24 protein-coding genes and 1 tRNA gene are annotated in these 23,181 nt (G+C 57.9%); 9 read left to right on the plus strand and 16 right to left on the minus strand.

The features are described 5' to 3' along the window. Positions 1-43 precede the first annotated feature (43 nt). The 3 genes from infA to aat form a co-directional block, all read right to left on the minus strand. Entirely contained in the window at positions 44-262 is a 219-nt protein-coding gene (infA, locus tag U9R80_RS09650) for a translation initiation factor IF-1 (protein ID WP_002553999.1), read from the minus strand. 104 nt (positions 263-366) lie between these two features. Next, on the minus strand, positions 367-1,074 hold the full coding sequence (locus U9R80_RS09655) for an arginyltransferase (protein ID WP_301841508.1): 708 nt from the start codon (positions 1,072-1,074) through the stop codon (positions 367-369). A 57-nt stretch (positions 1,075-1,131) separates the two neighbouring features. Continuing rightward, positions 1,132-1,812: a leucyl/phenylalanyl-tRNA--protein transferase gene (aat, locus tag U9R80_RS09660; protein ID WP_301841507.1), complete on the minus strand. Its 681-nt coding sequence runs from the start codon at positions 1,810-1,812 to the stop codon at positions 1,132-1,134. Positions 1,813-2,112: 300 nt separating this feature from the next. Here aat and ftsK point away from each other — a divergent pair, with 300 nt between their 5' ends. The 6 genes from ftsK to cysG all read left to right on the plus strand — a co-directional run bounded on the left by ftsK (position 2,113) and on the right by cysG (position 9,637). Continuing rightward, a complete protein-coding gene (gene ftsK / locus U9R80_RS09665) occupies positions 2,113-4,548 on the plus strand; it encodes a DNA translocase FtsK (RefSeq protein WP_301841608.1) in 2,436 nt (811 codons plus the stop codon). A gap of 63 nt (positions 4,549-4,611) precedes the next feature. Next, the gene (lolA, locus tag U9R80_RS09670; protein ID WP_301841505.1) at positions 4,612-5,235 is read left to right on the plus strand and encodes an outer membrane lipoprotein chaperone LolA; all 624 of its coding nucleotides are present in this window, start codon (positions 4,612-4,614) and stop codon (positions 5,233-5,235) included. Positions 5,236-5,253: 18 nt separating this feature from the next. Continuing rightward, the gene (locus U9R80_RS09675; protein ID WP_301841504.1) at positions 5,254-6,579 is read left to right on the plus strand and encodes a replication-associated recombination protein A; all 1,326 of its coding nucleotides are present in this window, start codon (positions 5,254-5,256) and stop codon (positions 6,577-6,579) included. Then, positions 6,576-6,950 carry a fluoride efflux transporter CrcB gene (gene crcB, locus U9R80_RS09680; protein WP_301841503.1) on the plus strand — a complete coding sequence of 125 codons (375 nt, stop codon included), beginning with the start codon at positions 6,576-6,578 and terminating at the stop codon, positions 6,948-6,950. The genes U9R80_RS09675 and crcB overlap by 4 nt, the downstream gene beginning before the upstream one ends. Before the next feature lie 17 nt (positions 6,951-6,967). Next, entirely contained in the window at positions 6,968-8,248 is a 1,281-nt protein-coding gene (gene serS, locus U9R80_RS09685) for a serine--tRNA ligase (protein WP_301841502.1), read from the plus strand. Then, a complete protein-coding gene (gene cysG / locus U9R80_RS09690) occupies positions 8,249-9,637 on the plus strand; it encodes a siroheme synthase CysG (protein ID WP_301841500.1) in 1,389 nt (462 codons plus the stop codon). A 64-nt stretch (positions 9,638-9,701) separates the two neighbouring features. Here cysG and U9R80_RS09695 read toward each other — a convergent pair whose 3' ends face one another. The 8 genes from U9R80_RS09695 to U9R80_RS09730 form a co-directional block, all read right to left on the minus strand. Further along, positions 9,702-10,661, minus strand: a complete 960-nt coding sequence (locus U9R80_RS09695) for a glutathione S-transferase family protein (RefSeq protein ID WP_301841498.1) — start codon at positions 10,659-10,661, stop codon at positions 9,702-9,704. A 107-nt stretch (positions 10,662-10,768) separates the two neighbouring features. Further along, on the minus strand, positions 10,769-11,764 hold the full coding sequence (locus U9R80_RS09700) for a glycosyl transferase family protein (RefSeq protein ID WP_301841497.1): 996 nt from the start codon (positions 11,762-11,764) through the stop codon (positions 10,769-10,771). Then, positions 11,761-12,096: a TusE/DsrC/DsvC family sulfur relay protein gene (locus U9R80_RS09705; RefSeq protein WP_301841496.1), complete on the minus strand. Its 336-nt coding sequence runs from the start codon at positions 12,094-12,096 to the stop codon at positions 11,761-11,763. Before U9R80_RS09705 ends, U9R80_RS09700 begins: the two co-directional genes overlap by 4 nt. Then, a complete protein-coding gene (gene tusB / locus U9R80_RS09710; RefSeq protein ID WP_301841494.1) occupies positions 12,093-12,392 on the minus strand; it encodes a sulfurtransferase complex subunit TusB in 300 nt (99 codons plus the stop codon). The genes U9R80_RS09705 and tusB overlap by 4 nt, the downstream gene beginning before the upstream one ends. After that, complete coding sequence (gene tusC / locus U9R80_RS09715) at positions 12,392-12,751, minus strand: sulfurtransferase complex subunit TusC (protein WP_301841492.1); 360 nt, start codon at positions 12,749-12,751, stop codon at positions 12,392-12,394. Before tusC ends, tusB begins: the two co-directional genes overlap by 1 nt. A gap of 1 nt (position 12,752) precedes the next feature. After that, positions 12,753-13,145, minus strand: a complete 393-nt coding sequence (gene tusD / locus U9R80_RS09720; protein WP_301841490.1) for a sulfurtransferase complex subunit TusD — start codon at positions 13,143-13,145, stop codon at positions 12,753-12,755. Positions 13,146-13,259: 114 nt separating this feature from the next. Next, complete coding sequence (locus U9R80_RS09725) at positions 13,260-14,639, minus strand: nucleobase:cation symporter-2 family protein (RefSeq protein ID WP_105642111.1); 1,380 nt, start codon at positions 14,637-14,639, stop codon at positions 13,260-13,262. 154 nt (positions 14,640-14,793) lie between these two features. Beyond that, positions 14,794-15,465 carry a Bax inhibitor-1/YccA family protein gene (locus U9R80_RS09730; protein ID WP_301841489.1) on the minus strand — a complete coding sequence of 224 codons (672 nt, stop codon included), beginning with the start codon at positions 15,463-15,465 and terminating at the stop codon, positions 14,794-14,796. 121 nt (positions 15,466-15,586) lie between these two features. Between U9R80_RS09730 and U9R80_RS09735 the strand changes: the two genes are divergently transcribed. The 3 genes from U9R80_RS09735 to U9R80_RS09745 all read left to right on the plus strand — a co-directional run bounded on the left by U9R80_RS09735 (position 15,587) and on the right by U9R80_RS09745 (position 20,270). Beyond that, positions 15,587-15,674, plus strand: a tRNA-Ser gene (locus tag U9R80_RS09735). Positions 15,675-16,011: 337 nt separating this feature from the next. Next, positions 16,012-17,403 carry a KAP family P-loop NTPase fold protein gene (locus U9R80_RS09740; protein WP_301841488.1) on the plus strand — a complete coding sequence of 464 codons (1,392 nt, stop codon included), beginning with the start codon at positions 16,012-16,014 and terminating at the stop codon, positions 17,401-17,403. 2 nt (positions 17,404-17,405) lie between these two features. After that, on the plus strand, positions 17,406-20,270 hold the full coding sequence (locus U9R80_RS09745; protein WP_301841487.1) for an NACHT domain-containing protein: 2,865 nt from the start codon (positions 17,406-17,408) through the stop codon (positions 20,268-20,270). Positions 20,271-20,358: 88 nt separating this feature from the next. Here the strand turns inward: U9R80_RS09745 and U9R80_RS09750 are convergent, their stop codons facing one another. From U9R80_RS09750 to U9R80_RS09770, 5 genes are all read right to left on the minus strand, one after another. After that, positions 20,359-21,426, minus strand: coding sequence for a tyrosine-type recombinase/integrase (locus U9R80_RS09750; protein WP_301841486.1), 1,068 nt, complete (start codon positions 21,424-21,426; stop codon positions 20,359-20,361). Between the two features lie 3 nt (positions 21,427-21,429). Then, entirely contained in the window at positions 21,430-21,657 is a 228-nt protein-coding gene (locus U9R80_RS09755; protein WP_301841607.1) for a DUF4224 domain-containing protein, read from the minus strand. A gap of 74 nt (positions 21,658-21,731) precedes the next feature. Beyond that, positions 21,732-22,232 (minus strand): hypothetical protein, encoded by a 501-nt coding sequence (locus U9R80_RS09760; RefSeq protein WP_301841485.1) that lies wholly within the window; start codon positions 22,230-22,232, stop codon positions 21,732-21,734. Between the two features lie 85 nt (positions 22,233-22,317). Then, positions 22,318-22,563: a pyocin activator PrtN family protein gene (locus tag U9R80_RS09765; RefSeq protein WP_301841483.1), complete on the minus strand. Its 246-nt coding sequence runs from the start codon at positions 22,561-22,563 to the stop codon at positions 22,318-22,320. Further along, positions 22,560-23,069 (minus strand): hypothetical protein, encoded by a 510-nt coding sequence (locus tag U9R80_RS09770; protein ID WP_301841481.1) that lies wholly within the window; start codon positions 23,067-23,069, stop codon positions 22,560-22,562. Before U9R80_RS09770 ends, U9R80_RS09765 begins: the two co-directional genes overlap by 4 nt. Positions 23,070-23,181: the final 112 nt, after the last annotated feature.

Below are 23,181 nucleotides of genomic sequence, written 5' to 3' on the forward strand. Positions count from 1 at the left end.
AAAAAAGCCCGGCATATAGCCGGGCATTTTTTGTTGGTGCTGCTTATCGGGCGCGGTAGGTGATGCGTCCTTTGCTCAGGTCATAGGGCGTCAGTTCGACGCGGACCTTGTCACCGGTCAGAATACGAATGTAGTTCTTGCGCATTTTTCCAGAGATATGCGCGGTAACGACGTGCCCATTTTCCAACTCCACACGGAACATGGTGTTGGGCAGGGTGTCGACGACAGTGCCTTCCATTTCGAAGCTGTCTTCTTTCGACATGCAGTAAAGCCCTCGGTGTCCAGTTAATGGCCCGGTGCACGACTGCGCCAGGCAAAAAAAGTGGCGTGCATTGTGCCCGAAAAATGGACTTCAAGCCAATGATTTCAGTTCAGGGTTACCCAGCGCTGATTGATCAACAGCTCGATGGGGCGGTACTGGGTCTTGTAGTTCATCTTTTTGCAGTTTTTGATCCAGTAGCCGAGGTAGACGGCGTCCAGCCCCAGGCGCAGGGCTTCGGTGATCTGCCAGAGGATGGCGTAGCGGCCCAGGCTCCTGCGTTCCTCGTCGGGCTCGTAGAAGGTGTAGACCGCCGAGAGGCCATTGGGTAGCAGGTCGGTGACAGCCACGGCGACCAGGCGGCCATGCAGGCGGAATTCGTAGAAGCGCGAAAACGGCAGGTCGCGGACCAGGAACGTAGAGAACTGATCGCGGCTGGGCGGGTACATGTCACCGTCGGCATGCCGTTGCTCGATGTAGCGCCGGTACAGCTCGAAGTACTCTTCCTTGAAGGCCGGGCGCGCGGGGGTGACGGTCAGGTCGGCGTTGCGCTTGAGAATGCGCTTTTGCTGGCGGTTGGGCAAAAAGCGTGCAGACGGAATCCGCGCCGGTACACAGGCGTTGCAGTTCTGGCAATGCGGGCGATACAAGTGGTCGCCACTGCGCCGGAAGCCCATTTCCGACAGGTCTGCGTAGACATTCACGTCCATCGGCTGGCTCGGATCGAGAAACAGCGTGGTGGCTTGTTCGTCTGGCAGGTAGCTGCAGGAATGGGGTTGAGTGGCATAAAACTTCAACCGCGCCAGCTCTGTCATGATCAACCCCTCGGGAGGTGCGTTTGAATTAAGTGTAAGCCAGCTGGAAAAACTCGCCTAGCAAACCCAGCTGGCGCTGTTGGGTTCATCCAGGTAGCGCTGCAAATAGTCGGCAAAAGTCGCGCGGGGGATGGCGCGTGCGCCCAGGCTGTGCAGGTGGTCGGTGGGCATCTGGCAGTCGATCAGCACGAACCCCGCTTGCTGCAGGTGTTCGACCAGGCTCACGAAGCCGACTTTCGAGGCGTTGTCGGCGCGGCTGAACATCGACTCGCCGAAAAACAGCCGGCCCATCGCCAGGCCGTACAAGCCGCCGACCAGCTCGCCGTCCTGGCGCACTTCCACCGAGTGAGCGAAACCCTGCTTGTGCAGCGTGAGGTAGGCCGCCTGCATGCTGTCGGTGATCCAGGTGCCGTCGGCGTAGTCGCGGGGAGCGGCGCAGGCGCGGATCACGGCAGCAAAATCCTGGTCGAAGCTGACCTGGTAGCGACCCTGGCGCATGAGCTTGCGCAAGGAGCGCGACACATGAAGTTCATCGGGGAACAGTACGGTGCGCGGATCGGGTGACCACCAGAGGATCGGCTGGCCATCCTGGTACCAGGGGAAGCAACCATGGCGATAAGCCTGCACCAGGCGCTCGGCGCTCAGGTCGCCGCCAGCGGCGAGCAGGCCATTGGGGTCGCGCAGGGCTTTGTCCAATGGGGGGAAGGTCAGGGTGTCGCGGCTCAACCAGGTCAGCATCGTCGTTCTGTGATGGAGGAGGGGAGGGTGGTCAGGATCGCCTGAAAGCGTATCGCGGGACAAGCCCGCGCCCACCGGCGATGCGCTAAAGCAACTTGCGCCCCCCTTTGTTGTCACACCTGCGTAAAAACACCGCATAAGCCTTTGTCACAAAAGAAAATGCGTGCTCAAATTGCTGTATAGGAAATTGGCCCCCGTTTACGCTTCCTTCTGGCGTGCCGTCATGGCGGTAGGCGGGCAGTAATGTTAAAAGTAGTGGTTTGTTGACTGTTCAATTGGGTCAATCACTGTTGGACGCGCATTAAGCGCAGGAATAGAAGCGTTTTGAAGAAATCCACCGCGACATCGAATCCCTTGCCTGTGCCGCTTTGGCGCCAGCAGCTGCATTATCGCCTCAAGGAAGGTGCGCTGATCGCCATGGGGGCGCTGTGCCTGTACCTGTGGATGGCGTTGCTGACGTATGACCAGGCCGACCCAGGCTTCAGCCACACCAGCAATGTCGAGCAAGTGCAGAACGCCGCCGGCCGTGCCGGTGCCTATTTCGCCGACATCCTGTTCATGGTGCTGGGCTATTTCGCCTATATCTTCCCGCTGCTGCTGGCCATAAAGACCTGGCAGATCTTCCGTGAGCGCCACCAGCCCTGGCAGTGGAGCGGCTGGCTGTTCTCCTGGCGCCTGATCGGCCTGGTGTTCCTGGTGCTCTCGGGCGCGGCGCTGGCGCATATCCATTTTCATTCCGCCGCAAGCCTGCCGGCCTCGGCCGGGGGCGCGCTGGGTGAGAGCCTGGGCGACCTGGCCAAGAATGCCCTGAACGTGCAGGGCAGCACCCTGATGTTCATTGCCCTGTTCCTGTTCGGCCTGACGGTGTTCACCGACCTGTCCTGGTTCAAGGTCATGGACGTTACCGGAAAGATCACCCTCGATCTGTTCGAGCTGTTCCAGGGCGCCGCCAACCGCTGGTGGGCCGCCCGCAACGAACGCAAGCGCCTGGTGGCCAAGCTGCGCGAGGTCGACGACCAGGTGCACGACGTAGTGGCTCCAGTGGTGCCGGATCGACGCGAGCAAGCCAAGGCCAAGGAGCGCATCATCGAGCGCGACCAGGCCTTGAGCAAACACGTTGCCCAGCGTGAGCAACAGCCGGCCCCGGTGATCATGCCGGCCCCGGTCAAGGCGCCAGAACCCAGCAAGCGTGTGCAAAAGGAAAAACAGGCCCCGCTGTTCGTCGACAGCGCTATCGAAGGCACCTTGCCGCCGATCTCAATCCTCGATCCGGCCGAGAAAAAGCAGGTCAATTACTCGCCCGAATCCCTGGCCGGTGTCGGTCATCTGCTGGAAATCAAGCTCAAGGAGTTCGGTGTCGAAGTCTCGGTGGATTCGATTCACCCCGGCCCGGTGATTACCCGTTACGAAATCCAGCCGGCTGCAGGCGTCAAGGTCAGCCGCATCTCCAACCTGGCAAAAGACCTGGCGCGTTCCCTGGCGGTGACCAGTGTGCGTGTGGTCGAGGTCATCCCCGGCAAGACTACCGTCGGTATCGAGATTCCCAACGAGGATCGCCAGATCGTGCGCTTCTCCGAAGTGCTTTCGTCGCCTCAATACGACGAGGCCAAGTCGCCAGTCACCATGGCCCTGGGCCACGATATCGGCGGCAAACCGGTGATTACCGACCTCGCCAAGATGCCGCACCTGCTGGTGGCCGGTACCACCGGCTCCGGTAAGTCGGTGGGCGTGAACGCCATGATCCTGTCGATCCTGTTCAAGTCGGGCCCGGAAGACGCCAAGCTGATCATGATCGACCCGAAAATGCTTGAACTGTCGATCTACGAAGGCATTCCGCACCTGCTCTGTCCGGTAGTCACCGACATGAAGGACGCCGCCAATGCCCTGCGCTGGAGCGTGGCGGAGATGGAGCGCCGCTACAAGCTGATGGCGGCCATGGGCGTGCGTAACCTGGCGGGCTTCAACCGCAAGGTCAAGGATGCCGAAGAGGCGGGCGAGCCGATCTACGACCCGATGTTCAAGCGCGAAAGCATGGATGACACGCCGCCGCTGCTCAAAACCCTGCCGACCATCGTGGTAGTGGTGGACGAGTTCGCCGACATGATGATGATCGTCGGCAAGAAGGTCGAAGAGCTCATTGCCCGTATCGCCCAGAAGGCCCGGGCTGCCGGTATCCACCTGATCCTCGCCACCCAGCGTCCGTCGGTGGACGTGATCACCGGCCTGATCAAGGCCAACATCCCGACCCGTATGGCATTCCAGGTATCGAGCAAGATCGACTCGCGGACCATCATCGACCAGGGCGGTGCGGAACAGTTGCTCGGTCACGGTGACATGCTTTACATGCCGCCAGGCACCAGCTTGCCGATCCGTGTGCATGGCGCCTTCGTTTCCGACGATGAAGTCCACCGCGTGGTCGAGGCCTGGAAGCAACGGGGTGCGCCGGACTACAACGACGATATCCTCAATGGCGTCGAAGAGGCCGGTAGCGGCTTTGAAGGCGGCGGTGGTGGCGGCGACGGCGATGATGCCGAAACCGATGCCCTGTACGATGAAGCCGTGCAGTTTGTGCTCGAAAGCCGTCGTGCCTCCATTTCTGCGGTCCAGCGCAAGTTGAAGATTGGCTACAACCGCGCCGCGCGAATGATCGAGGCCATGGAGATGGCCGGTGTGGTGACCGCCATGAACACCAACGGCTCACGCGAAGTGATTGCCCCAGGGCCGGCCCGCGACTGATGAACCACCCAGCCTGCGGCCTGTAACGGCCGCAGGCCCACTCATATTGCAACGAGGATTTCCATGCGCCTGATTCGCATGATGTTGGTTTCCGCTATTGCCCTGTCCAGCGCCTGCGTGTTTGCCGGTGAGCAGGATGTGGCGCGCTTGACCCAACTGCTGGAAAAATCCAGGACGATCGAAGCCCGTTTCTCCCAGCTGACCCTGGACGCCAGCGGTACCAGCCTGCAGGAGACCGCAGGGCAGATGTCGGTACAGCGTCCCGGCCTGTTCTACTGGCACACCGATGCACCGCAGGAGCAGGTGGTGGTGTCGGACGGCAAGACGGTCACCCTGTGGGACCCGGACCTGGAGCAGGCAACGATCAAGAAGCTCGATCAGCGCCTGACCGAGACGCCAGCGCTGCTGCTGTCCGGTGATGTGTCGAAGATCAGCCAGAGCTTCGACATCACCTCCAAGGAGCAGGGCGACGTGATGGACTTCACGCTCAAGCCGAAAACCAAGGACACCCTGTTCGACTCCCTGCGCCTGTCGTTCCGCAAAGGCCTGGTCAATGATATGCAACTGATCGACAGCGTCGGTCAGCGCACCAATATCCTGTTTACCGGGGTCAAGGCCAACGGGGCGATTCCGGCGAGCACGTTCAAGTTCGAGATCCCGAAAGGCGCCGATGTCATTTCGGAATAAGAGGTAGTAGCAGCGCCCATGGACCTGTTTCGTAGCGATCCCGTAGCCCAGCCTCTGGCCGCGCGCCTGCGCCCGGCCAACCTGGATGAGTACGTCGGCCAGGAGCACCTGCTGGCCCGTGGCAAGCCGCTGCGCGAGGCACTGGAACAGGGTGCGCTGCACTCGATGATCTTCTGGGGCCCGCCGGGTGTCGGCAAAACCACCCTGGCGCGCCTGCTGGCGCAGTTCTGCGATGCCCACTTTGAAACCGTCTCGGCCGTGCTGGCCGGGGTCAAGGAAATCCGCCACGCGGTGGAAATCGCCAAGCAGCAAGCAGGGCAGTACGGACGACGGACCATCCTGTTCGTCGATGAAGTGCACCGCTTCAACAAATCCCAGCAAGATGCCTTCCTGCCCTATGTCGAGGATGGCACGCTGATTTTCATCGGCGCCACCACCGAAAACCCCTCCTTCGAGTTGAACAACGCCTTGCTCTCACGGGCGCGGGTGTACGTGCTCAAAAGCCTCGACGAGGCCGCGCTGCACAAGTTGGTAGGGCGAGCACTGAGCGAGGAGCGTGGCTTGGGCAAGCGCCAGCTGCGCTTGGGCGACGAAGCCTTCAAGATGCTCATGGCGGCCGCCGACGGCGATGGCCGGCGCATGCTCAACCTGCTGGAGAACGCCTCGGACCTGGCCGAAGACGGCAGCGAAATCGGCGTGGAACTGCTGCAGAGCCTGCTGGGCGACAGCCGTCGACGTTTCGACAAGGGCGGCGAAGCTTTCTACGATCAGATCTCGGCGCTGCACAAGTCAGTGCGCGGCTCCAACCCTGACGGCGCGCTGTACTGGTTCGCGCGCATGCTCGATGGCGGCTGCGACCCGCTATACATTGCCCGCCGCGTGGTGCGCATGGCCAGCGAAGACATCGGCAACGCCGACCCCCGCGCCTTGAGCCTGTGCCTGGCGGCCTGGGACGTGCAAGAGCGCCTGGGCAGCCCCGAAGGCGAGCTGGCAGTGGCCCAGGCGATTACCTACCTGGCGTGCGCACCGAAAAGCAATGCTGTGTACATGGGCTTCAAGACGGCCCTGCGCGAGGCGGGCGAGCATGGCTCGCTGGAAGTCCCGCTGCATCTTCGCAATGCACCGACCAAGCTGATGAAGCAACTGGGCTACGGCGACGAATACCGGTATGCCCACGACGAGCCAGATGCCTACGCTGCCGGCGAAGACTACTTTCCCGACAACCTTGAACCGCGCCAGTACTACCAGCCTGTCCCGCGCGGTCTGGAGTTGAAGATCGGCGAAAAGCTCAAGCACCTGGCCGAGCTGGACCGCAAGAGCCCACGGCAGCGGAGAAAACCATGATTGCCATAGTCGCTGCCGTCAGCGCGGGGGGCATTGCTGGCACCTTGCTTCGCTTTGCCACGTCCAATTGGGTCAGCGCCCACTGGCCACGCCACTTCTATCTCGGTACGCTGGCGGTCAATCTGATTGGCTGCCTGTTGATTGGCGTGCTGTACGGGCTGTTCCTGCACCGCCCGCTGGTGCCGGTCGAGTTGCGTGCCGGCTTGATCGTCGGCTTTCTCGGCGGCCTGACTACCTTTTCATCCTTTTCACTGGATACCGTGCGCCTGCTTGAAAGCGGGCAGGCGCCGCTGGCCTTCGGCTATGCTGGGCTCAGCGTAATGGGCGGGCTGCTCGCAACCTGGGCTGGCCTGTCTTTGACCAAATTCTGAACCAACGAGAGAACGATATGCTCGATTCCAAACTGTTACGCGGCCAACTTCAGGAAGTGGCGGACCGCCTGGCCTCCCGTGGCTTCAACCTGGATGTCGCGCGCATCGAAGCACTGGAAGAACGCCGCAAGGTGGTGCAGACCCGCACCGAACAACTGCAGGCCGAGCGTAACGCCCGCTCCAAGTCCATCGGCCAGGCCAAGGCCCGTGGTGAAGACATCGCGCCGCTGATGGCCGACGTCGAGCGCATGGCTGGCGAACTGGCCAGCGGCAAGGTCGAGCTGGATGGCATCCAGGCTGAACTTGACGCCATCGTGCTGGGCATCCCCAACCTGCCGGACGAGAGCGTGCCGGTCGGCGCCGATGAAGATCACAACGTTGAAGTGCGTCGCTGGGGCACCCCGCGCAGCTTCGACTTCGAGATCAAGGACCACGTCGCCCTCGGTGAACTGAGCGGTGGGCTGGACTTCGAGACCGCTGCCAAGCTGTCGGGCGCCCGTTTCGCCCTGCTGCGCGGCCCGATTGCCCGCCTTCACCGCGCCCTGGCGCAGTTCATGATCAACCTGCACACCAGCGAGCACGGCTACGAAGAAGCCTACACCCCGTACCTGGTACAGGCACCGGCGCTGCAAGGCACCGGTCAGTTGCCCAAGTTCGAGGAAGACCTGTTCAAGATCAGCCGTGACGGCGAGGCCGACTTCTACCTGATCCCGACCGCCGAAGTGTCGCTGACCAACATCGTGGCTGGCGAGATCCTCGACGCCAAGCAACTTCCGGTCAAGTTCGTTGCCCACACCCCGTGCTTCCGTAGCGAGGCCGGTGCCTCGGGCCGTGACACCCGCGGCATGATCCGCCAGCACCAGTTCGACAAGGTCGAGATGGTCCAGATCGTTGAGCCAAGCAAATCCATGGAGGCCCTGGAAGGCCTGACTGCCAACGCCGAGCGCGTTCTGCAGGCCCTGGAACTGCCTTACCGTGTACTGGCGCTGTGCACCGGCGACATGGGCTTCAGTGCGGTCAAGACCTATGACCTGGAAGTCTGGGTGCCGAGCCAGGACAAGTACCGCGAAATTTCCTCGTGCTCCAACTGTGGCGACTTCCAGGCCCGCCGCATGCAAGCGCGCTGGCGCAACCCGGAAACCGGCAAGCCTGAGCTGGTGCACACCCTGAACGGTTCGGGCCTGGCGGTCGGTCGTACGCTGGTTGCCGTGCTGGAAAACTACCAGCAGGCCGACGGTTCGATCCGCGTGCCGGACGTTCTCAAGCCTTACATGGGTGGCGTCGAGGTCATCGGTTAAATGGAGTTCCTGCCGCTGTTCCACAAGCTGCGCGGTAGCCGTGTACTGGTTGTCGGCGGAGGCGAGATTGCCTTGCGCAAATCCCGCTTGCTGGCTGATGCCGGTGCTGTGCTTCGCGTGGTCGCGCCTGAAATCGAAGCGCAACTGGCCGAGCTTGCCCGGCACAGCGGTGGTGAAATCCTCGGTCGCGGCTACCAGCCAGCCGACCTGGATGGCTGCCAGCTGATCATCGCCGCTACCGACGATCCTGCGCTCAATGCCCAGGTCTCCGCGGATGCCCACCAGCGCTGCGTGCCGGTGAATGTGGTCGATGCGCCGGCGCTGTGCTCGGTGATCTTCCCGGCGATTGTCGACCGTTCACCGCTGGTGGTGGCAGTGTCCAGCGGCGGCGATGCGCCGGTGCTGGCGCGGCTGATCCGGGCCAAGCTGGAAACCTGGATTCCGGCAGCCTACGGCGAGTTGGCCGGGCTTGGCGCGCGTTTTCGCGATAAGGTCAAGGCACTCTACCCGGACGTCAATCAGCGCCGCGGTTTCTGGGAAGATGTGTTCCAGGGCCCGATCGCCGAGCGACAACTGGCCGGGCAGGGCGCTGAAGCCGAGCGTTTGCTGCAAGCCAAGATCGACGGCGCCAGCTACCAGGCCCCGGGTGAGGTCTACCTGGTGGGGGCGGGCCCCGGTGATCCGGACCTGCTCACCTTCCGCGCCTTGCGCCTGATGCAACAGGCCGACGTGGTGCTCTATGACCGTCTGGTGGCCCCGGCCATTATCGAGTTGTGCCGTCGTGATGCCGAGCGTATCTATGTCGGCAAGCGCCGCGCCGACCACGCTGTGCCACAGGAGCAGATCAACCAGCTGCTGGTTACCCTGGCGCGCCAGGGCAAGCGTGTGTTGCGCCTCAAGGGCGGTGATCCGTTCATCTTCGGCCGGGGTGGCGAAGAAATCGAGGAACTGGCCGAGCAGGGCATCCCGTTCCAGGTGGTGCCGGGAATTACCGCGGCCAGTGGCTGCTCGGCCTATGCCGGGATTCCACTGACGCACCGTGACTACGCCCAGTCAGTGCGCTTTGTCACCGGTCACCTCAAGGACGGTACCAGCAACCTGCCCTGGAACGACCTGGTGGCGCCTGCCCAGACCCTGGTGTTCTACATGGGGCTGGTGGGTTTGCCGACCATTTGCGCCGAGCTGATCCGTCATGGGCGCGCGGCTGATACGCCGGCCGCACTGGTGCAGCAAGGTACTACGCCGAACCAGCGGGTGTTCACTGGCACCTTGGCTGATTTACCTGCGCTGGTAGCGGAGCACGAAGTGCATGCGCCGACGTTGGTGATCGTCGGCGAAGTGGTCCAGTTGCGAGAGAAACTGGCCTGGTTCGAGGGCGCGCAGCCCTGAAAGCATCGCGGGGCAAGCCCGCTCCTGCCGTAGGAGCGGGCTTGCCCCGCGATCATTTCCGCCTCTATTTCTCCCAGATTCCCTTCCCGGGCAACCGCTCCCGATCATGCCCCACCCCAAAATCCTGCAACGGCCCCTTGGGCACGATCCCGTTCGGGTTGATGGTCTTGTGGCTCATGTAGTAGTGCTTCTGGATATGCTCGAAGTTCACCGTCTCGGCCACCCCCGGCCACTGATACAGCTCCCGTAGCCAGTTCGACAGGTTCGGGTAGTCGGTCAGGTGCCGCAAGTTGCACTTGAAGTGCCCGTGATACACCGCATCAAAGCGGATCAGGGTGGTAAACAGCCGCCAGTCAGCCTCGGTCAGGTATTCCCCGGCCAGATAACGCCGCTCGTCCAGCCACGCTTCCAGGCAGTCCAGTTCGGCAAACACCTCATCAAACGCCTGTTCGTACGCCTGCTGTGAGGTGGCAAAGCCTGCGCGGTATACGCCGTTGTTGACTGCCGGGTAGATTCGATCATTGAGCCGGTCGATCTCGGCTTGAAGCGGTTCTGGGTAGAGGTCCAGGGTATTGCTGGTCAGGTCATTGAACGCACGGTTGAAGATGCGAATGATCTCGGCCGACTCGTTGTTGACGATGCGTTGTTCCTGCTTGTCCCACAGTACCGGTACCGTGACCCGGCCGCTGTAGTGCGGGTCGTCACGGGTATAGCGCTGGTGGAGAAAGTCCAGGTTATCGAGTTTATCGCCAGTGGAGCCCTGGCCCTGGTCGAACGTCCAGCCGTTCTCGCCCATCAGCCAGCTGACCACCGATACATCGATCAGGTTTTCCAGGCCCTTGAGCTTGCGAAAGATCAGCGTTCGGTGGGCCCAGGGACAGGCCAGCGACACATACAGGTGATAGCGCCCGGCTTCGGCAGCGGGCAACTGATTGTGGCGCTGCGTGCTTTCGCGCTGGAACGCGCCGTCCTTGCTGCTTTTGTACCACTGGTCATGCCAGCGTCCATCGATCAACAGGCCCATGGGGAACTCCTTGGTGATTCGCTCGAATATAGACCCAGTGTACGGGCCTGGGTTTGAACGAATAGCGCAAAGTCTTCGCCTGTTTGATCGACTGAGTTGATGAATCGCTAGATTAGGCGTTGATCCCAGTAGGCCTGGGCCTGGGCAAAGGCTGCTTCGCGCGACTGGCCTAGGCCGCGCAGGGCCAGCGCCATCGTTGCCACCACCGCCAATTCGCCGTAACTGTCGCGGGATTCGCCGCGCCACACCGCCAGAAGCTGTTCAGGCTCAAGGCTGGCGGGCTTTACGTGGCGCTGGGCGACCCGGGCAGGCCATTCTTCGTCCCAGTCCTCACCGTTGGCGGTGCCGTACAGGTGGCTGCTGGTGTCGGGATTGATCTCGATCTCGCCGCCATCGCCCTTGACCACAATGGCGGTATCGCCGAGCAGGCGGCTGGCCTCGCGGTGTACGGCCTGGTAGCCGGGGTGGAAGATACTTTGCAGGCCACAGCGGGCGCCTAGGGGGTTGAGCACCCGGGCCAAGGAGTGGATCGGCGAGCGCAAGCCCAGGGTGTTGCGCAGATCGATCATGCGCTGCAGGCGCGGCGCCCAGTCTTGCAGCGGAATGAACGCCAGATGCTGGCTGTCCAGAGCCTGGGCAACGGCGTTCCAGTCGCGGCACAGGGGGATGTGCAGCAGTTCCAGGACCTGCTCGGTGTAGAGGCGTCCGGCCGTATGCGCGCCGCCGCCGTGCAGCAGGATGCGCACGCCATTGGCGGCCAGGCACTTGGCGGCCAGCAGGTACCAGGGCAGGTGGCGCTTTTTGCCGGCGTAGCTGGGCCAGTCGATATCCACTGCAATCTGCGGAGCGTGTAAACGCGAGCGCAGTGCCTCGGTGAAGCCTGCCAGCTCCTCCGGGCTCTCTTCCTTGTGCCGCAGCAACATCAGGAAGGCGCCCAGTTGGGTTTCCTCGACCTTGCCGTCGAGCAGCATGCCCATCGCCTCGCGGGCTTCTTCGCGGTTCAGACCGCGGGCGCCGCGCTTGCCTTTGCCAAGAATGCGCACGAACTGGGCAAAAGGGTGTTCGGCCGGGGTTTCGGTGATCAGCGGGCGAGGTTCGGTCATATGCAGTTGGTCGGCTTCGGCAGGCCCGCAAGCTTTGCGGCGAGTTTGGCGGGAGTGCCCTTGAACAGGCGGTTGAGGTGCATGCTGTTGCCTTTTTCCGGCCCCAGCTTGAGGGCGGTGTACTTGATCAGCGGACGGGTGGCCGGCGACAGCTCGAACTCCTGGTAGAACCCGCGCAGCAGGGTGAGGATCTCCCAGTGTTCGGGGGTCAGCTCCAGTTGCTCGTTGTCCGCCAGTGCCTGGGCGACTTCATCGGACCAGTCGCCCAGCTCGACCAGATAGCCGTCCTTGTCCAGGGCGATGCTACGGTCGCCAACAATCAGGGTGCTCATAACCAGCTATTGACCTTGTCGTAGTCCAGCGACAGCGCCACGAACGCTGGATAGTCGATTGCGCGGATGCCTTCATCTGCATTGATCGCGCGTGCTTGCAGGTCTTCTTCAAGGGCGAACAGCCGCCCTTGCAGGTTGCTCGCTTGCAGCGTGGCCAGCGGCACGCTGCCGGGTTGCAGGGCATACACTGCATCGCCACACAGCAACACGCCGTCGTGACTGCCGAGCAGGCGCAGGCAACTACTCAGGCGATTGTCGCCAAAAGGCGAGTGGGATATTACGTGCAGGGTGCTCATCAGAGGGTTACCACCTGGTCGAAACGGTCGATCAACGCGGCCAGCGCGGTGTCATCCAGCACCTGCACTGACAGGCTCAGGCTGTCAGTATTCAGGCCACGTTCTATGAGGCTGCTGCTGGCGGCGAACAGCTCTTCGACGCCAAACATCGGCAGGGCCTGCAGATTGGCGGCGAGGTTCTTTTGCTGCACCTGTGCAGGCTGTTGCCCCGGCGCGAGCTGAAACACACCGTCATCGAGAAACAGCATGCCCAAGGGCAGGTCGAAAGCGCCGCCGGCCAGGGCAATGTCCAGGGCTTCGCGGGCGGACGGGCCGGCCCACGGCGCCTGGCGGCTGATAATCAGCAAGGACTTGGCCATTTCAATCGCCTCCAAAGCAGATCAGCCGATCGGCGCTTTGCGCGCCTTCATGCAACTGGCCAAGGCCGGACAGCTCCCAGGGCGCTGGCAGGTTCACCGCCGGGCGTTGGTAGCGCTGGGCTTCCTCGGCGTTGAGCACGCCACGGCGCAGGGCGGCGGCAATGCACACGACGGCATCAAGGCCATGCTCGCTGATAAAGGCACGCCACTGGGCGGCGACGTCCAGCTCATCCTGCGGCGAAACCACATTGCCAGACGCGCTGTGTACGCCGTCTTGATAGAAAAACAGCCGAACGATCTCGTGCCCGCCAGCCAGCGCCGCCTGGGCGAACAGCAAGGCACGACGGGAAGAGGGCGCATGGGCCGGAGAAAAAACCGCGATGGCGAACTTCATGGAAGGCTCATTCAGCAAAACTGCGCCAATCATAAAGCAAAAAGCCCGCAACGGCTGCGGGCTTCTGTAGGAGCGGGCTGGCCCCGCGAGGGGCCGCCAGGCGGCTCCATCACCTCAAGCCTTCTCTTTATGCTCAGGCAAGAACCAGTTCAACACCAGCGCACAAATCCCGCCGGTAGCCACACCCGACTCCAGCACATTGCGCAGTGCCGACGGCATATGTGCAAGGAACTCCGGCACCTGGGCCACACCCAGGCCCAGCGCCAGCGACACGGCAATGATCAGCAGCGCACGGCGGTCCAGGTTGATGCTGGCGAGGATATTAATCCCCGATGCTGCCACCGCACCGAACATCACCATGGCTGCACCACCGAGCACCGGCTCCGGCACCGCCTGGATCACCCCGGCAACACTCGGGAACAGGCCGAGAATCACCAGCATCGCGGCAATCCACACACCGATATGACGGCTGGCGATACCGGTCAGCTGAATCACCCCATTGTTCTGGGCGAAGATCGAGCTGGGGAAGGTATTGAATACCCCGGCCAGCAGCGAGTTGGCGCCGTTGACCAGCACGCCCCCTTTGATCCGCTGCATCCATAGCGGGCCTTCCACGGGCTGGCGCGATACCTTGCTGGTGGCGGTAACGTCACCAATGGCTTCCAGCGACGTCACCAGGTAAATCACCAGCATCGGAATGAACAGTGCCCAGGAGAAGCCGAGGCCGAAATGCAACGGCATCGGCACCTGGAACAGCTCGGCTTCATGCATGCCGGTGAAATCCAGGCGACCCAGATAGCCCGCCAGGGCATAGCCCACCGCCAGGGCAATGACAATGGCGCAGCTGCGCATCCACACCAGCGGAATACGGTTGAGCACGACGATAATCGCCAGCACCACACCCGACAGCAGCAGGTTCTCGCCATTGGCGAAGGTGCCGTTGCCCATGGCGGTAAAGCCGCCGCCCATGCTGATCAGGCCGACCTTGATCAGGGTCAGGCCGATCATCAGCACCACGATACCGGTCACCAAGGGCGTAATCAGGCGTTTAACGAACGGCAAAATGCGCGAAATGCCCATTTCCACGAACGAGCCGGCAATCACTACACCGAAGATCGCCGCCATTACCGCTTCCACCGGCGTGCCTTGCTTGACCATCAGCGCGCCTCCGGCGATCAACGGCCCGACAAAGTTGAAACTGGTGCCCTGAACAATCAGCAGCCCGGCGCCGAACGGCCCGAAGCGACGGCACTGAACAAAGGTGGCGATCCCGGAAATCACCAGCGACATCGACACGATCAGGTTGGTATCGCGCGCGGAAACCCCCAGTGCCTGGCAGATCAACAGCCCTGGCGTCACGATCGGCACAATAATCGCCAGCAAATGCTGCAGCGCAGCCAGCATCGCGATCAGCGGCCGCGGCCGATCCTCAAGGCCAAGAACCAGTTCATTGACCTGCGCAGGTGCGCCGGGCCCTTGCTCGATTGAACTCATGGGAGTGCTGCCCCGGAAGAAAAAAGGAGCGCATTCTACGGGGTAATCCCCCTCACCGCCACGCCCACGGCAGGAACGGGTTTGCCCTGGGATACAAAACCACCGCCCACAAAAAAGCCCGCCGAAGCGGGCTTTCTCACACATTCAAGAGCGATCAGTCATCGCGACCCATCAAGCCGAACAATTGCAGCAGGCTGACGAACAGGTTGTAGATCGATACATACAGGCTGACAGTCGCCATGATGTAGTTACGCTCGCCACCGTGAATGATTGCGCTGGTCTGGAACAGGATGCAGACCGACGAGAACAGCACGAAACCGGCGCTGATCGCCAATTGCAGGCCGCTGATCTGGAAGAACAGGCTGGCCAGCACCGCACCCATCAGCACAAAGAAACCGGCGGTGATGAAGCCACCGAGGAAGCTCATGTCCTTGCGGGTGATCAGCACGTAGGCCGACAGGCCACCGAACACCAGCGCGGTCATGGCGAAGGCCGAGCTGACCACTTCAGCGCCACCGGCCATGCCCAGGTAACGGTTGAGGATAGGGCCGAGGATAAAGCCCATGAAACCGGTGAGGGCAAAGGTAGACACCAGGCCCCAGGCCGAATCACGCAGCTTGTTGGTGAGGAAGAACAGGCCATAGAAGCCGATCAGCACCACGAAAATGTTCGGGTAGCCAACGCGCATCTGCTGCGCGATGAAGGCCATGACGCCACTGAAGGCGAGGGTGATAGCCAGCAGCCCGTACGTATTGCGCAGGACCTTGCTGACCTCCTGCTGCTCGATCTGCTGGCCGTGATTGACGGCATAATCCTGTTCGCGCATGGCGACACTCCTGTGGGTTTGAAACGTTCAGATGCAAAGATCATAACAGAGCATTGGAAAACAGCCCTATCGAGAGTTTGACAGCTTGTTTCATTTCGGTATTATGGCGCCCGCAATACGAGGAAGCGTGGCCGAGTGGTTTAAGGCAACGGTCTTGAAAACCGTCGATGGGCAACTATCCTAGAGTTCGAATCTCTACGCTTCCGCCATCTTCAAAGCCCTGATTATTCAGGGCTTTTTGCGTTTCTGGCGCTCCAGTTTTTGCCCTGTCAGGCGCCAGGTCGTTTCCGCATTGTTCCCATCATTTCCGCAATTCAATACGAATACGCCTCAATCTGGAAGCCTAGGCAGGCATTCCTAACCCTCATTGAGCACGGTTCTTTGCCATCAGCTGCGTGTGGTGGGAGGGGCGTTCACACCCATTCTGCATTAGTCAGCGCTCCTGGGTGGCAAAACGTGCTCTACAGCGTCTGGAAAATAGGTGTTGCAAGTCGCTAGAATGAAGAGTTTCTGTTTATTCCCCTTGTTACTATTAAGGATACGAAAGTGACAGGCCATAGCATCATATTGAATGATCTCCCCACTTTAACGGACCGCTTGGGGTGGGAGTCCGAGCTTGATAGGATGCGAGAGCGCATAGAAAATTGCCCTACGCCTCATGTCATTGGTATTCATGGAAGCTGGGGGAGCGGGAAAACGAGTTTTATGCGGCAATTACAGCGACGCCTCGGTGGTAAGTGTGACGAAGCGGGGGCTGTGCAGTCGCCCTCGTCAGCTCGTATTCCAACGAATAATAAGGTAGTTACTATCTGGTTTGATTCTTGGCGGTACCAGCACGAGCCAAATCCGGTGGTTGCACTTATCCAAGAAATGAGACGTCAGTTCGCTGCCATTCCAAGTGTCGTTGCCAAGTTCAAAAAAATTGGCGAGATATCACTACGGTACACTCTGGATGGGCTCGGGGATATTGGTAAGGCAATAGGATATGAAGGAGTAGTGCCGAATGCAGGTGCTATTCAGAAAATTGGTGAGGCTTGGGAGAAGAGCAATCTAGCTGAAAAGCTTGACTCAGATTCAATTAGAACTCATTTGCACAACACGATAGTAACACTTCTCCCTAAGGATAATAGTGGTCGTGTCGTTATATTTATTGACGACTTGGATCGTTGTAATCCCCGTGCCGCGTTTAAGTTACTTGAAGGGTTAAAGATTTATTTAAATTTACCAAACTGCGTTTTTGTATTGGGGATGAATGAAACTGTTCTGACCGATGCGATCGGTGAGGAGATTTTTTCAATGTCTTCTGCCTCTGCAGGCGAGAGGCATTTGCGTGCTAGTCATTATTTGGAGAAAATCTGCACCGATATCTATCGTTTGCCCTTGCCGGCTAATACCGCAGGTCTGTTCTCGGCACTTTTGTCTGCTGCTACAGATATAAATAAAGTGAGCGCATTCAATTTGGCTGTAGGGGAGAATGTGTGTTTGCCGCCTAACCCGAGAAGATTGAAGGCGCTGGCTAATCAATGGGTGCGTTTTTCAGGTTGTTTGCCATTTCCTGATGATCTTGATGGGCAAAAAATATGGGCTGTCAAAGTTTTGGTGGCATCATATATTCATCAGTTCCATAGGGATATTTGGGAAAGGTGGCATTTTGATCCTGATTTTTGGTCAGAGTGTGTTGCTTGGTGTAGTGGCGAGAGAAGTAAAAATTTAGAAGGGGCTGATATGTCTCCTGCATGGGCGAGCTGCTTGAAACTTACAACTCGAACTTACCTGGGAGATACTAGGAACCGTCCGGCCTGGTCGGTTGAGTATCCCAACCCCGGGGACATAGATATTTTTTGGATTGACGAAATAGTGCGGGAGTATCGCGATCATTTGCTACCACGTGATTTCATTCCGCTTCTTGAAGGCCGTCAAATACCGAGAGCACTATAGTTATGGATACTAAAAGAAGCTTCAATCTCTGGGATGAACCCCAGTTGCGAACGTATTTAGGGGTGATTAATCGGCGATGTGGCGTCGTGGAGACCCTTGCATTGCCTGCAATGAGGGATCTCCCGCCTGTAAAAATTGAAACATTGTTCGTGCCTCCGCTTCTTTCTTCAACTGCAGTCACTGCCGATAGCTCTCCCGAGTCTTGGCCCAAAGGAAAGAGCCTGCTTGAAGAGTTGGACGATTCTCCGAGATTAGTGATCTTGGGCGATCCAGGGGGGGGCAAAACTACGCTAAGTAATTGGATCGCCTGGCGTATCACATCAGGCGCTACTGCGCCTCTGCCTTCCCGGTTAACAAATGTACTTCCTTTGCCCTGTGTGCTCAGAGAGCTCGAAAAGGAATGTTTTGCAGAGACTCAAGGTATTAAAGAGCTCGCCAATCACATAGTAAGTAAAGTTTTGGGGAGCGCGCGAGCAGAAGACTTGGCTCCTGTCCTAGAGAGCTGGATCGACTCTGGGAGATTTATTCTAATACTAGATGGGGTAGACGAAATACCTTTAGATGACCGGGTTGCAGTCGGTCGATGGATGAGAGAGGCGCAACGAAAGGATGCTTGTGTTTTAGCCACCTCGCGTATTGTCGGTTATGACGACTATCCTGTTGACTCTTCATTAAGAACGGCGCATCAAAGAATTGATTCGAATGAAAGATCTTTGAGGAAAGGGTTCGCGTTTGCTGACTTGGATGGTGCCACGGAGGTGGTCTCTACCAAAGAAAAGCCATGGGCGGAAGTTAGGTTTTTGATGCCATTTGATTGGAGTCAAATATCTGATTTTTCTAGGAATTGGTATAGGCAAAGATGTGCTTCCGATAAAGAGGCAAAGGAGAAAACATCCGATCTGTTGGCGGCATTGAATCAGTCTGAAGTTACAGTCAAGTTGGCGCGCACCCCAAACCTATTAAGTTTGATGGCTATTGTTCATAGGGAAAGAGCTCATTTGCCGGATGGTAAGGCTTTACTCTATGAGGAAATTGTTAATGCCTATATAAACACCATTGATAGTCAACGGAAAATTATTCAGGGAGATATTCTAGGAAGCTATAATTGGAGGGAGAAAAAAAGCTGGCTTTCCTATGTCGGATTCAAAATGCAATGTGCTAGAAAAGAGCAAACTCGCCAAAATGTAGGGATACTTGTCTCGGAAAAGCAGGTGATTTCGTGGATTGAGGAATCCATGAAGGTATCAGGTGTTCGTGATACGCGTGAGGTCGCTTGCGAGTTTCTAGACTGGGTTGCTCGTCGAAGTGGTTTGCTACTTCCGCGCGGCGAGGGCTATTATGCATTCGTGCATCTGAGTTTCCAAGAATATTTTTGTGCATGCCATTTAGAGGTTTGCGTAGTTTCGCCAGACTTTGCAGACCAGACGTCTAAAAAGAAATCGGATGTTCATATTCATGATTTCGCACAATGGGCAGATAAAAGTCACTGGCTTGAGACTTTGATTTTCTTGTTTGAGATACTATCAAACGAGCGAAGTCCGAAATGGGTAGAGAGTCTAGCTAAATCTACATATCCACAATACCCACAACTCGAAAATATTTTCGGTGCTAAATCAAGTTTGGCGGGTCGGCTTCTTAGTAATAAACATATTAAGCTTTCACGTATTTGGTTGGATTATCTGGCAACTGTTTCTTGTTTGGCAGCATACCAGGATTGGGACAGCGGTTCGGATGAGTTGGCTCGAGTTTTAATCTCTTCGGGGTATGCCTTGGTACTGGGTGAAGAGATAGATGAGGAGTCTTCAGATGAAAAATTCAATAGGCTTCCTAGTTCATCTGATGTATTTATATCCTCGAATGTGAGGTTTTTGATATCACGGGGGGGCGTGAAGTTAACACATTCATTCTTGTCCGAGTTTACACAGCTGCGAGCTTTGTGCTGTTCGGGGGTAGAGCTAGTTGATCTATCGGCAGCTAATAGCTTGAAATATCTAGAGACTCTTGTTGTCGAAAACTCACAGTTAATAAATGCAGAATGCATAGCGAAATTTAAGAAGTTATTTTATGTCGAGTTTAAGAGCGTAAGGCAGTCTGGGTTAGAGGAGATTAAGTCGCGTTGCAATGTGCGCTTCTCCGCTTTTCATGAGGTAGAGCTGAAGTCGCTAGGGTTCTTGGCGTATTGGAAAAAACTTCAAACTCTTCATTTGGAAGATATTAATGTTGTTGATGTTTCTGCGCTTAAGGCGTTGACTGAATTAGAATTTCTAAATTTTACTAAAATGCCGGTTTATGATGTTAGCTGCTTGTCTCGGCTGAAAAGTTTGGATTACTTATGTATCTCGGACTGCCCTGTTGATTCGCTTTCCTGCCTGTCTGGAAATAGGAAAATTAACACTTTGAGCTTGAAGGGTCTGAAGATATCAAGTCTTGATTTCGTATCGAAGATGGCAGGTTTACAGGGGCTTTTTGTTGATCATTGTCCGATTGATAGCTTCTCGGGTGTTGCATCGACTGAGCTAAGATATTTGTTTATGAACAAGCTTTCGATAGAAAGTATTGAGGGTGTCGAAAGGTTGACTGGCTTGCATTCGTTAGTACTTCGAGATCTATCCGTGAAAGAAGTATCGGCTATTGGGAATTTGAAAAGCCTTGAATTACTTCGCCTCGATGGAATGCCAATTGAAACTTTGGATTGGGTCAAAGGTCTTTCAAATCTGATCCATTTGGGAATTGTATCGACGAGTATTCAAGATCTTAGTCCTTTGCTAAAATTGAAAAAGCTTAAAGAGGTTGTGGTTGGTAAGGATGATGGTTATGATATGCAGGTAGTTGACAAGAGTAAAAAGATAACATTTACTGCAATTTGAGTAGTCGCCAGTTACGAGGCTTGGACGGCCTAGCATAAATTAGTTAGGCCAAACGACAGTCTCGTAATGGTATATGCTTACTAAAAATTTAGCGCGTAGGTTTTACCACCTCGCCAACTCTGCGGTATACAGTCTCTGTAATTCGTTTATCGGTATGTCCGAGAAGGCGGCTGGCATGTGTTAGATCAATGATTTCGCTTGCCGCTTTAGGTCGAATATCTCTAAATTGGAACTGCTGGATCTGCTCGGCCAGTACTGTATCCTGGTTTTCGAGCGCCTGTTCGGTGGCTGATTTCCTAGCACCATCGAACCTGAGGCGCAGCATCGACGAAGTTACATTCCTACCATCCTGTGTGGTGATCAGATACGGATTGCAGACACAGCGTTCTTTTCGCTGCTGCAATAGGCGTTTTAGAAGCAGTCCCAGCCCGTTTATCTGGCCACTTGATTCTAATTGAATCCGCAGTTTCTTAGATGTCTTGCCCTGAGCCACCTGGAGGTGGCCATCTACGCAATCGGTTGCACGCATCGAGAGCACATCAGTCGGGCGCTGCCCTGTCAGGTATGCCAGATCCATCGCGTCTCGTAACTCGGATGCAGCCCAACGATAGACCGCATCCCAGATCTCTGGTCCGGCATAGAAGTCACGCGGCCGCTCCTTATTCTTCCGCACCCCGGCGGCAGGGTTCTCCATTTTAGTGATGCCCCATTCCCGCGCCAAGTTGTAGATGTGTGAGAGAAGGGATATCTCACGGTTAGCGCGAACCTTGCCCGATCGTTTGTCCCTGTACTGGGCAATAATCTGTGGTGTGATGGCATCAATCGGGGCCTCACTGAATGCTGCCCTGAGTTGCCTCAGCGAGAGCAGGTTGTCCTTCTGGGTCCTGGGCATCTTGCTGGGAATCACATCACGCTCATATCGATTGAAGACATCTCCAAGAAAGCGAACAGTCTTGGGTACGGCTTTGCGATCAAGCCTCGCCCATTCCATTTTGGCAACGTCTAGGTCGGTACCCAGAGGGATTTCAATCCGCTTGCCGTTCTCATCGCGGCCGTCATAGTAGTAGCCGACCCACTGGGCCCCGCTTTTAAGATTGCGAACCCGCCGCAGCATTCGCGGCGGGAGGTCACGGTTTACTGCTTTCTTGATACGCATCGTTCAACTCACTCGTGCCAAATCAAGGGCCCAGGTTTCGGCTACTGTGTTGGAGATTGATGGTTTAACTCCCGCTAGCTTCAAGCGTGCGTATATCCTTCCTACAACTGGGCGTCTTGCGGCAGTGAGTACGTGTCGCCAGCCATTTTGATTCAGCCATTCGATTTGACGGGAGGGGATCTGATAGCCAGTGATTGCTGCGATTTCTTCTTCGGCCAGTACTTCGCTCATTGGAGTGGATTTGCCGCATTCCTGCAGGTCGTGCACCAGAATGTTCTTGGACGGACAATGGTTGGCGGCAGGCTTCATGCCGATTCTCCTACCTTGGTGGTGGTGGCCGGGATATTGCGCAAATTGTCGTGAATGCGTTGGGCAAGGTTCTGGATGCCGCGGCATTCGTTGTGGGCTCGGACGCACCAAGGCTCGGTCCCTTTCGCCGTTTTCCAAGTGCGCTGGGCTAATTGCAGGGTCTCTGCAGCTTTGGTCAGTTGTTCATAGTCACTTTTGGTCACCGCGAGCCCGGTGTAAGACATCATCCGGGCTTCCAGCTCGCTGATGGTGCCTTTGAGGTTGGCGACGGAGATGTGATGTTTTCGCTGATCGGCTTCGGCCTGGACGGCGGCCTCGGCCAGGTCGTCTCTCAGCGATTGAATCTGCAGCTTGAAGTCTGCTTTCTGAAGGTGCTTTCCGGCGTCAAGCCCCAGGGCGAATGAGCGGGTTCGAGCTTTCGCGATCAGGAAGGGGAGAACGATGAGCGCTGTCAGCCAGAGAATTCCGGCGCCGAGTGCGTATTGGTGCGGTTGCATGTGCTGTGCTCCTTAATAGCTCGCCACCGAGCAAGGTGAGGGGCGGTGGCGGGCTGGGTGCCCCAGGTGGCCGGGGCCGCCTAGTTCAAGCGGATCGCGTAGTTTGTTGAGCCTGGTGGTCGAGGTAGTCAGCGAGGTTGTGCAGGTAAACCACGTGGTGTGCCTTTGCAGAGTTGTGCAGCTTGTTCAGCCGCAACTTGATCTCGCCTTTGTTGATCAGCTCCCTAAACCGTCGGTCTGAGCCGATGTGAGGGAAGTAGCGCTCCCTCACTGCGGTCAGCGTCGGACAGGGGGTGGTCCACTCGCTGCGCAGTTGTTCCAGCGTGTTCATGCGCACTCCCCGAGCGCCTCGGGGGCGAGCTGAAGCTTTGCTAGCACTGCTGCCGCTAGCTGCTCTTTGCTAGCGGCTGTGACAGCTGCGCACACCTCTCCCAGGTCGTTGGTCACAACCGCGCCGAGGGGAATCTTCCGGTTGACGGTAGTGATGACGTAGGCGATCTGGCCGCGCTGCAGGACCTCGTTCACGCTCTCTTGGGCTTCCAGAAGGGCGAGCGCTTCTTCGGACTGGGCGCCGGAGTCGGCCCTGCCATTAGCCAGGTCTTGCAGGAAGTCCCGCAGTTGCTGGTACTTGGCCGACGGATCGCGGGGCAGAGCCAGTGAGCTAACGAGCGGGCCCAGTGTCACCTTGATATGGTGCGTGGTGTGGTCGTTCTCGACGTCGATCTGGGCATCCATCGATGTCTCAAGGCGACGCAATTGGCAGGTGGCTTTGCCGCCGTGTTCGAGGGTGCGCTGGAGCAGCATGACTCGGTGAAGGGGGATATTGAACTCGCTCATGCGGTACCCCCGGCGCAAGGGATTGCGTGGGCTTTCCCTGTTAGGGAGACGACAACCTGCAGGCCGGTGCGGCGCTGGAAAGCTTGGATCTTGGCCAAGCTACTACAGGTGG

This window comes from Pseudomonas sp. JQ170C (genome assembly GCF_035581345.1).
Taxonomy (GTDB): Bacteria; Pseudomonadota; Gammaproteobacteria; order Pseudomonadales; family Pseudomonadaceae; genus Aquipseudomonas.

Coding starts and splice junctions, on each gene's coding strand:
- tusB (WP_301841494.1), bottom strand. CDS start 12,392: ATGAGCACCCTGCACGTAATATCCCACTCGCCTTTTGGCGACAATCGC.
- U9R80_RS09725 (WP_105642111.1), bottom strand. CDS start 14,639: ATGAGTTCAATCGAGCAAGGGCCCGGCGCACCTGCGCAGGTCAATGAA.
- aat (WP_301841507.1), bottom strand. CDS start 1,812: ATGCTGACCTGGTTGAGCCGCGACACCCTGACCTTCCCCCCATTGGAC.
- tusC (WP_301841492.1), bottom strand. CDS start 12,751: ATGGCCAAGTCCTTGCTGATTATCAGCCGCCAGGCGCCGTGGGCCGGC.
- tusD (WP_301841490.1), bottom strand. CDS start 13,145: ATGAAGTTCGCCATCGCGGTTTTTTCTCCGGCCCATGCGCCCTCTTCC.
- U9R80_RS09750 (WP_301841486.1), bottom strand. CDS start 21,426: ATGCGTATCAAGAAAGCAGTAAACCGTGACCTCCCGCCGCGAATGCTG.
- U9R80_RS09655 (WP_301841508.1), bottom strand. CDS start 1,074: ATGACAGAGCTGGCGCGGTTGAAGTTTTATGCCACTCAACCCCATTCC.
- U9R80_RS09695 (WP_301841498.1), bottom strand. CDS start 10,661: ATGGGCCTGTTGATCGATGGACGCTGGCATGACCAGTGGTACAAAAGC.
- U9R80_RS09770 (WP_301841481.1), bottom strand. CDS start 23,069: ATGAGCGAGTTCAATATCCCCCTTCACCGAGTCATGCTGCTCCAGCGC.
- U9R80_RS09730 (WP_301841489.1), bottom strand. CDS start 15,465: ATGCGCGAACAGGATTATGCCGTCAATCACGGCCAGCAGATCGAGCAG.
- U9R80_RS09765 (WP_301841483.1), bottom strand. CDS start 22,563: ATGAACACGCTGGAACAACTGCGCAGCGAGTGGACCACCCCCTGTCCG.
- cysG (WP_301841500.1), top strand. CDS start 8,249: ATGGAGTTCCTGCCGCTGTTCCACAAGCTGCGCGGTAGCCGTGTACTG.
- lolA (WP_301841505.1), top strand. CDS start 4,612: ATGCGCCTGATTCGCATGATGTTGGTTTCCGCTATTGCCCTGTCCAGC.
- U9R80_RS09755 (WP_301841607.1), bottom strand. CDS start 21,657: ATGAGCGAAGTACTGGCCGAAGAAGAAATCGCAGCAATCACTGGCTAT.
- U9R80_RS09705 (WP_301841496.1), bottom strand. CDS start 12,096: ATGAGCACCCTGATTGTTGGCGACCGTAGCATCGCCCTGGACAAGGAC.
- infA (WP_002553999.1), bottom strand. CDS start 262: ATGTCGAAAGAAGACAGCTTCGAAATGGAAGGCACTGTCGTCGACACC.
- U9R80_RS09760 (WP_301841485.1), bottom strand. CDS start 22,232: ATGCAACCGCACCAATACGCACTCGGCGCCGGAATTCTCTGGCTGACA.
- U9R80_RS09745 (WP_301841487.1), top strand. CDS start 17,406: ATGGATACTAAAAGAAGCTTCAATCTCTGGGATGAACCCCAGTTGCGA.
- U9R80_RS09675 (WP_301841504.1), top strand. CDS start 5,254: ATGGACCTGTTTCGTAGCGATCCCGTAGCCCAGCCTCTGGCCGCGCGC.
- crcB (WP_301841503.1), top strand. CDS start 6,576: ATGATTGCCATAGTCGCTGCCGTCAGCGCGGGGGGCATTGCTGGCACC.
- U9R80_RS09700 (WP_301841497.1), bottom strand. CDS start 11,764: ATGACCGAACCTCGCCCGCTGATCACCGAAACCCCGGCCGAACACCCT.
- serS (WP_301841502.1), top strand. CDS start 6,968: ATGCTCGATTCCAAACTGTTACGCGGCCAACTTCAGGAAGTGGCGGAC.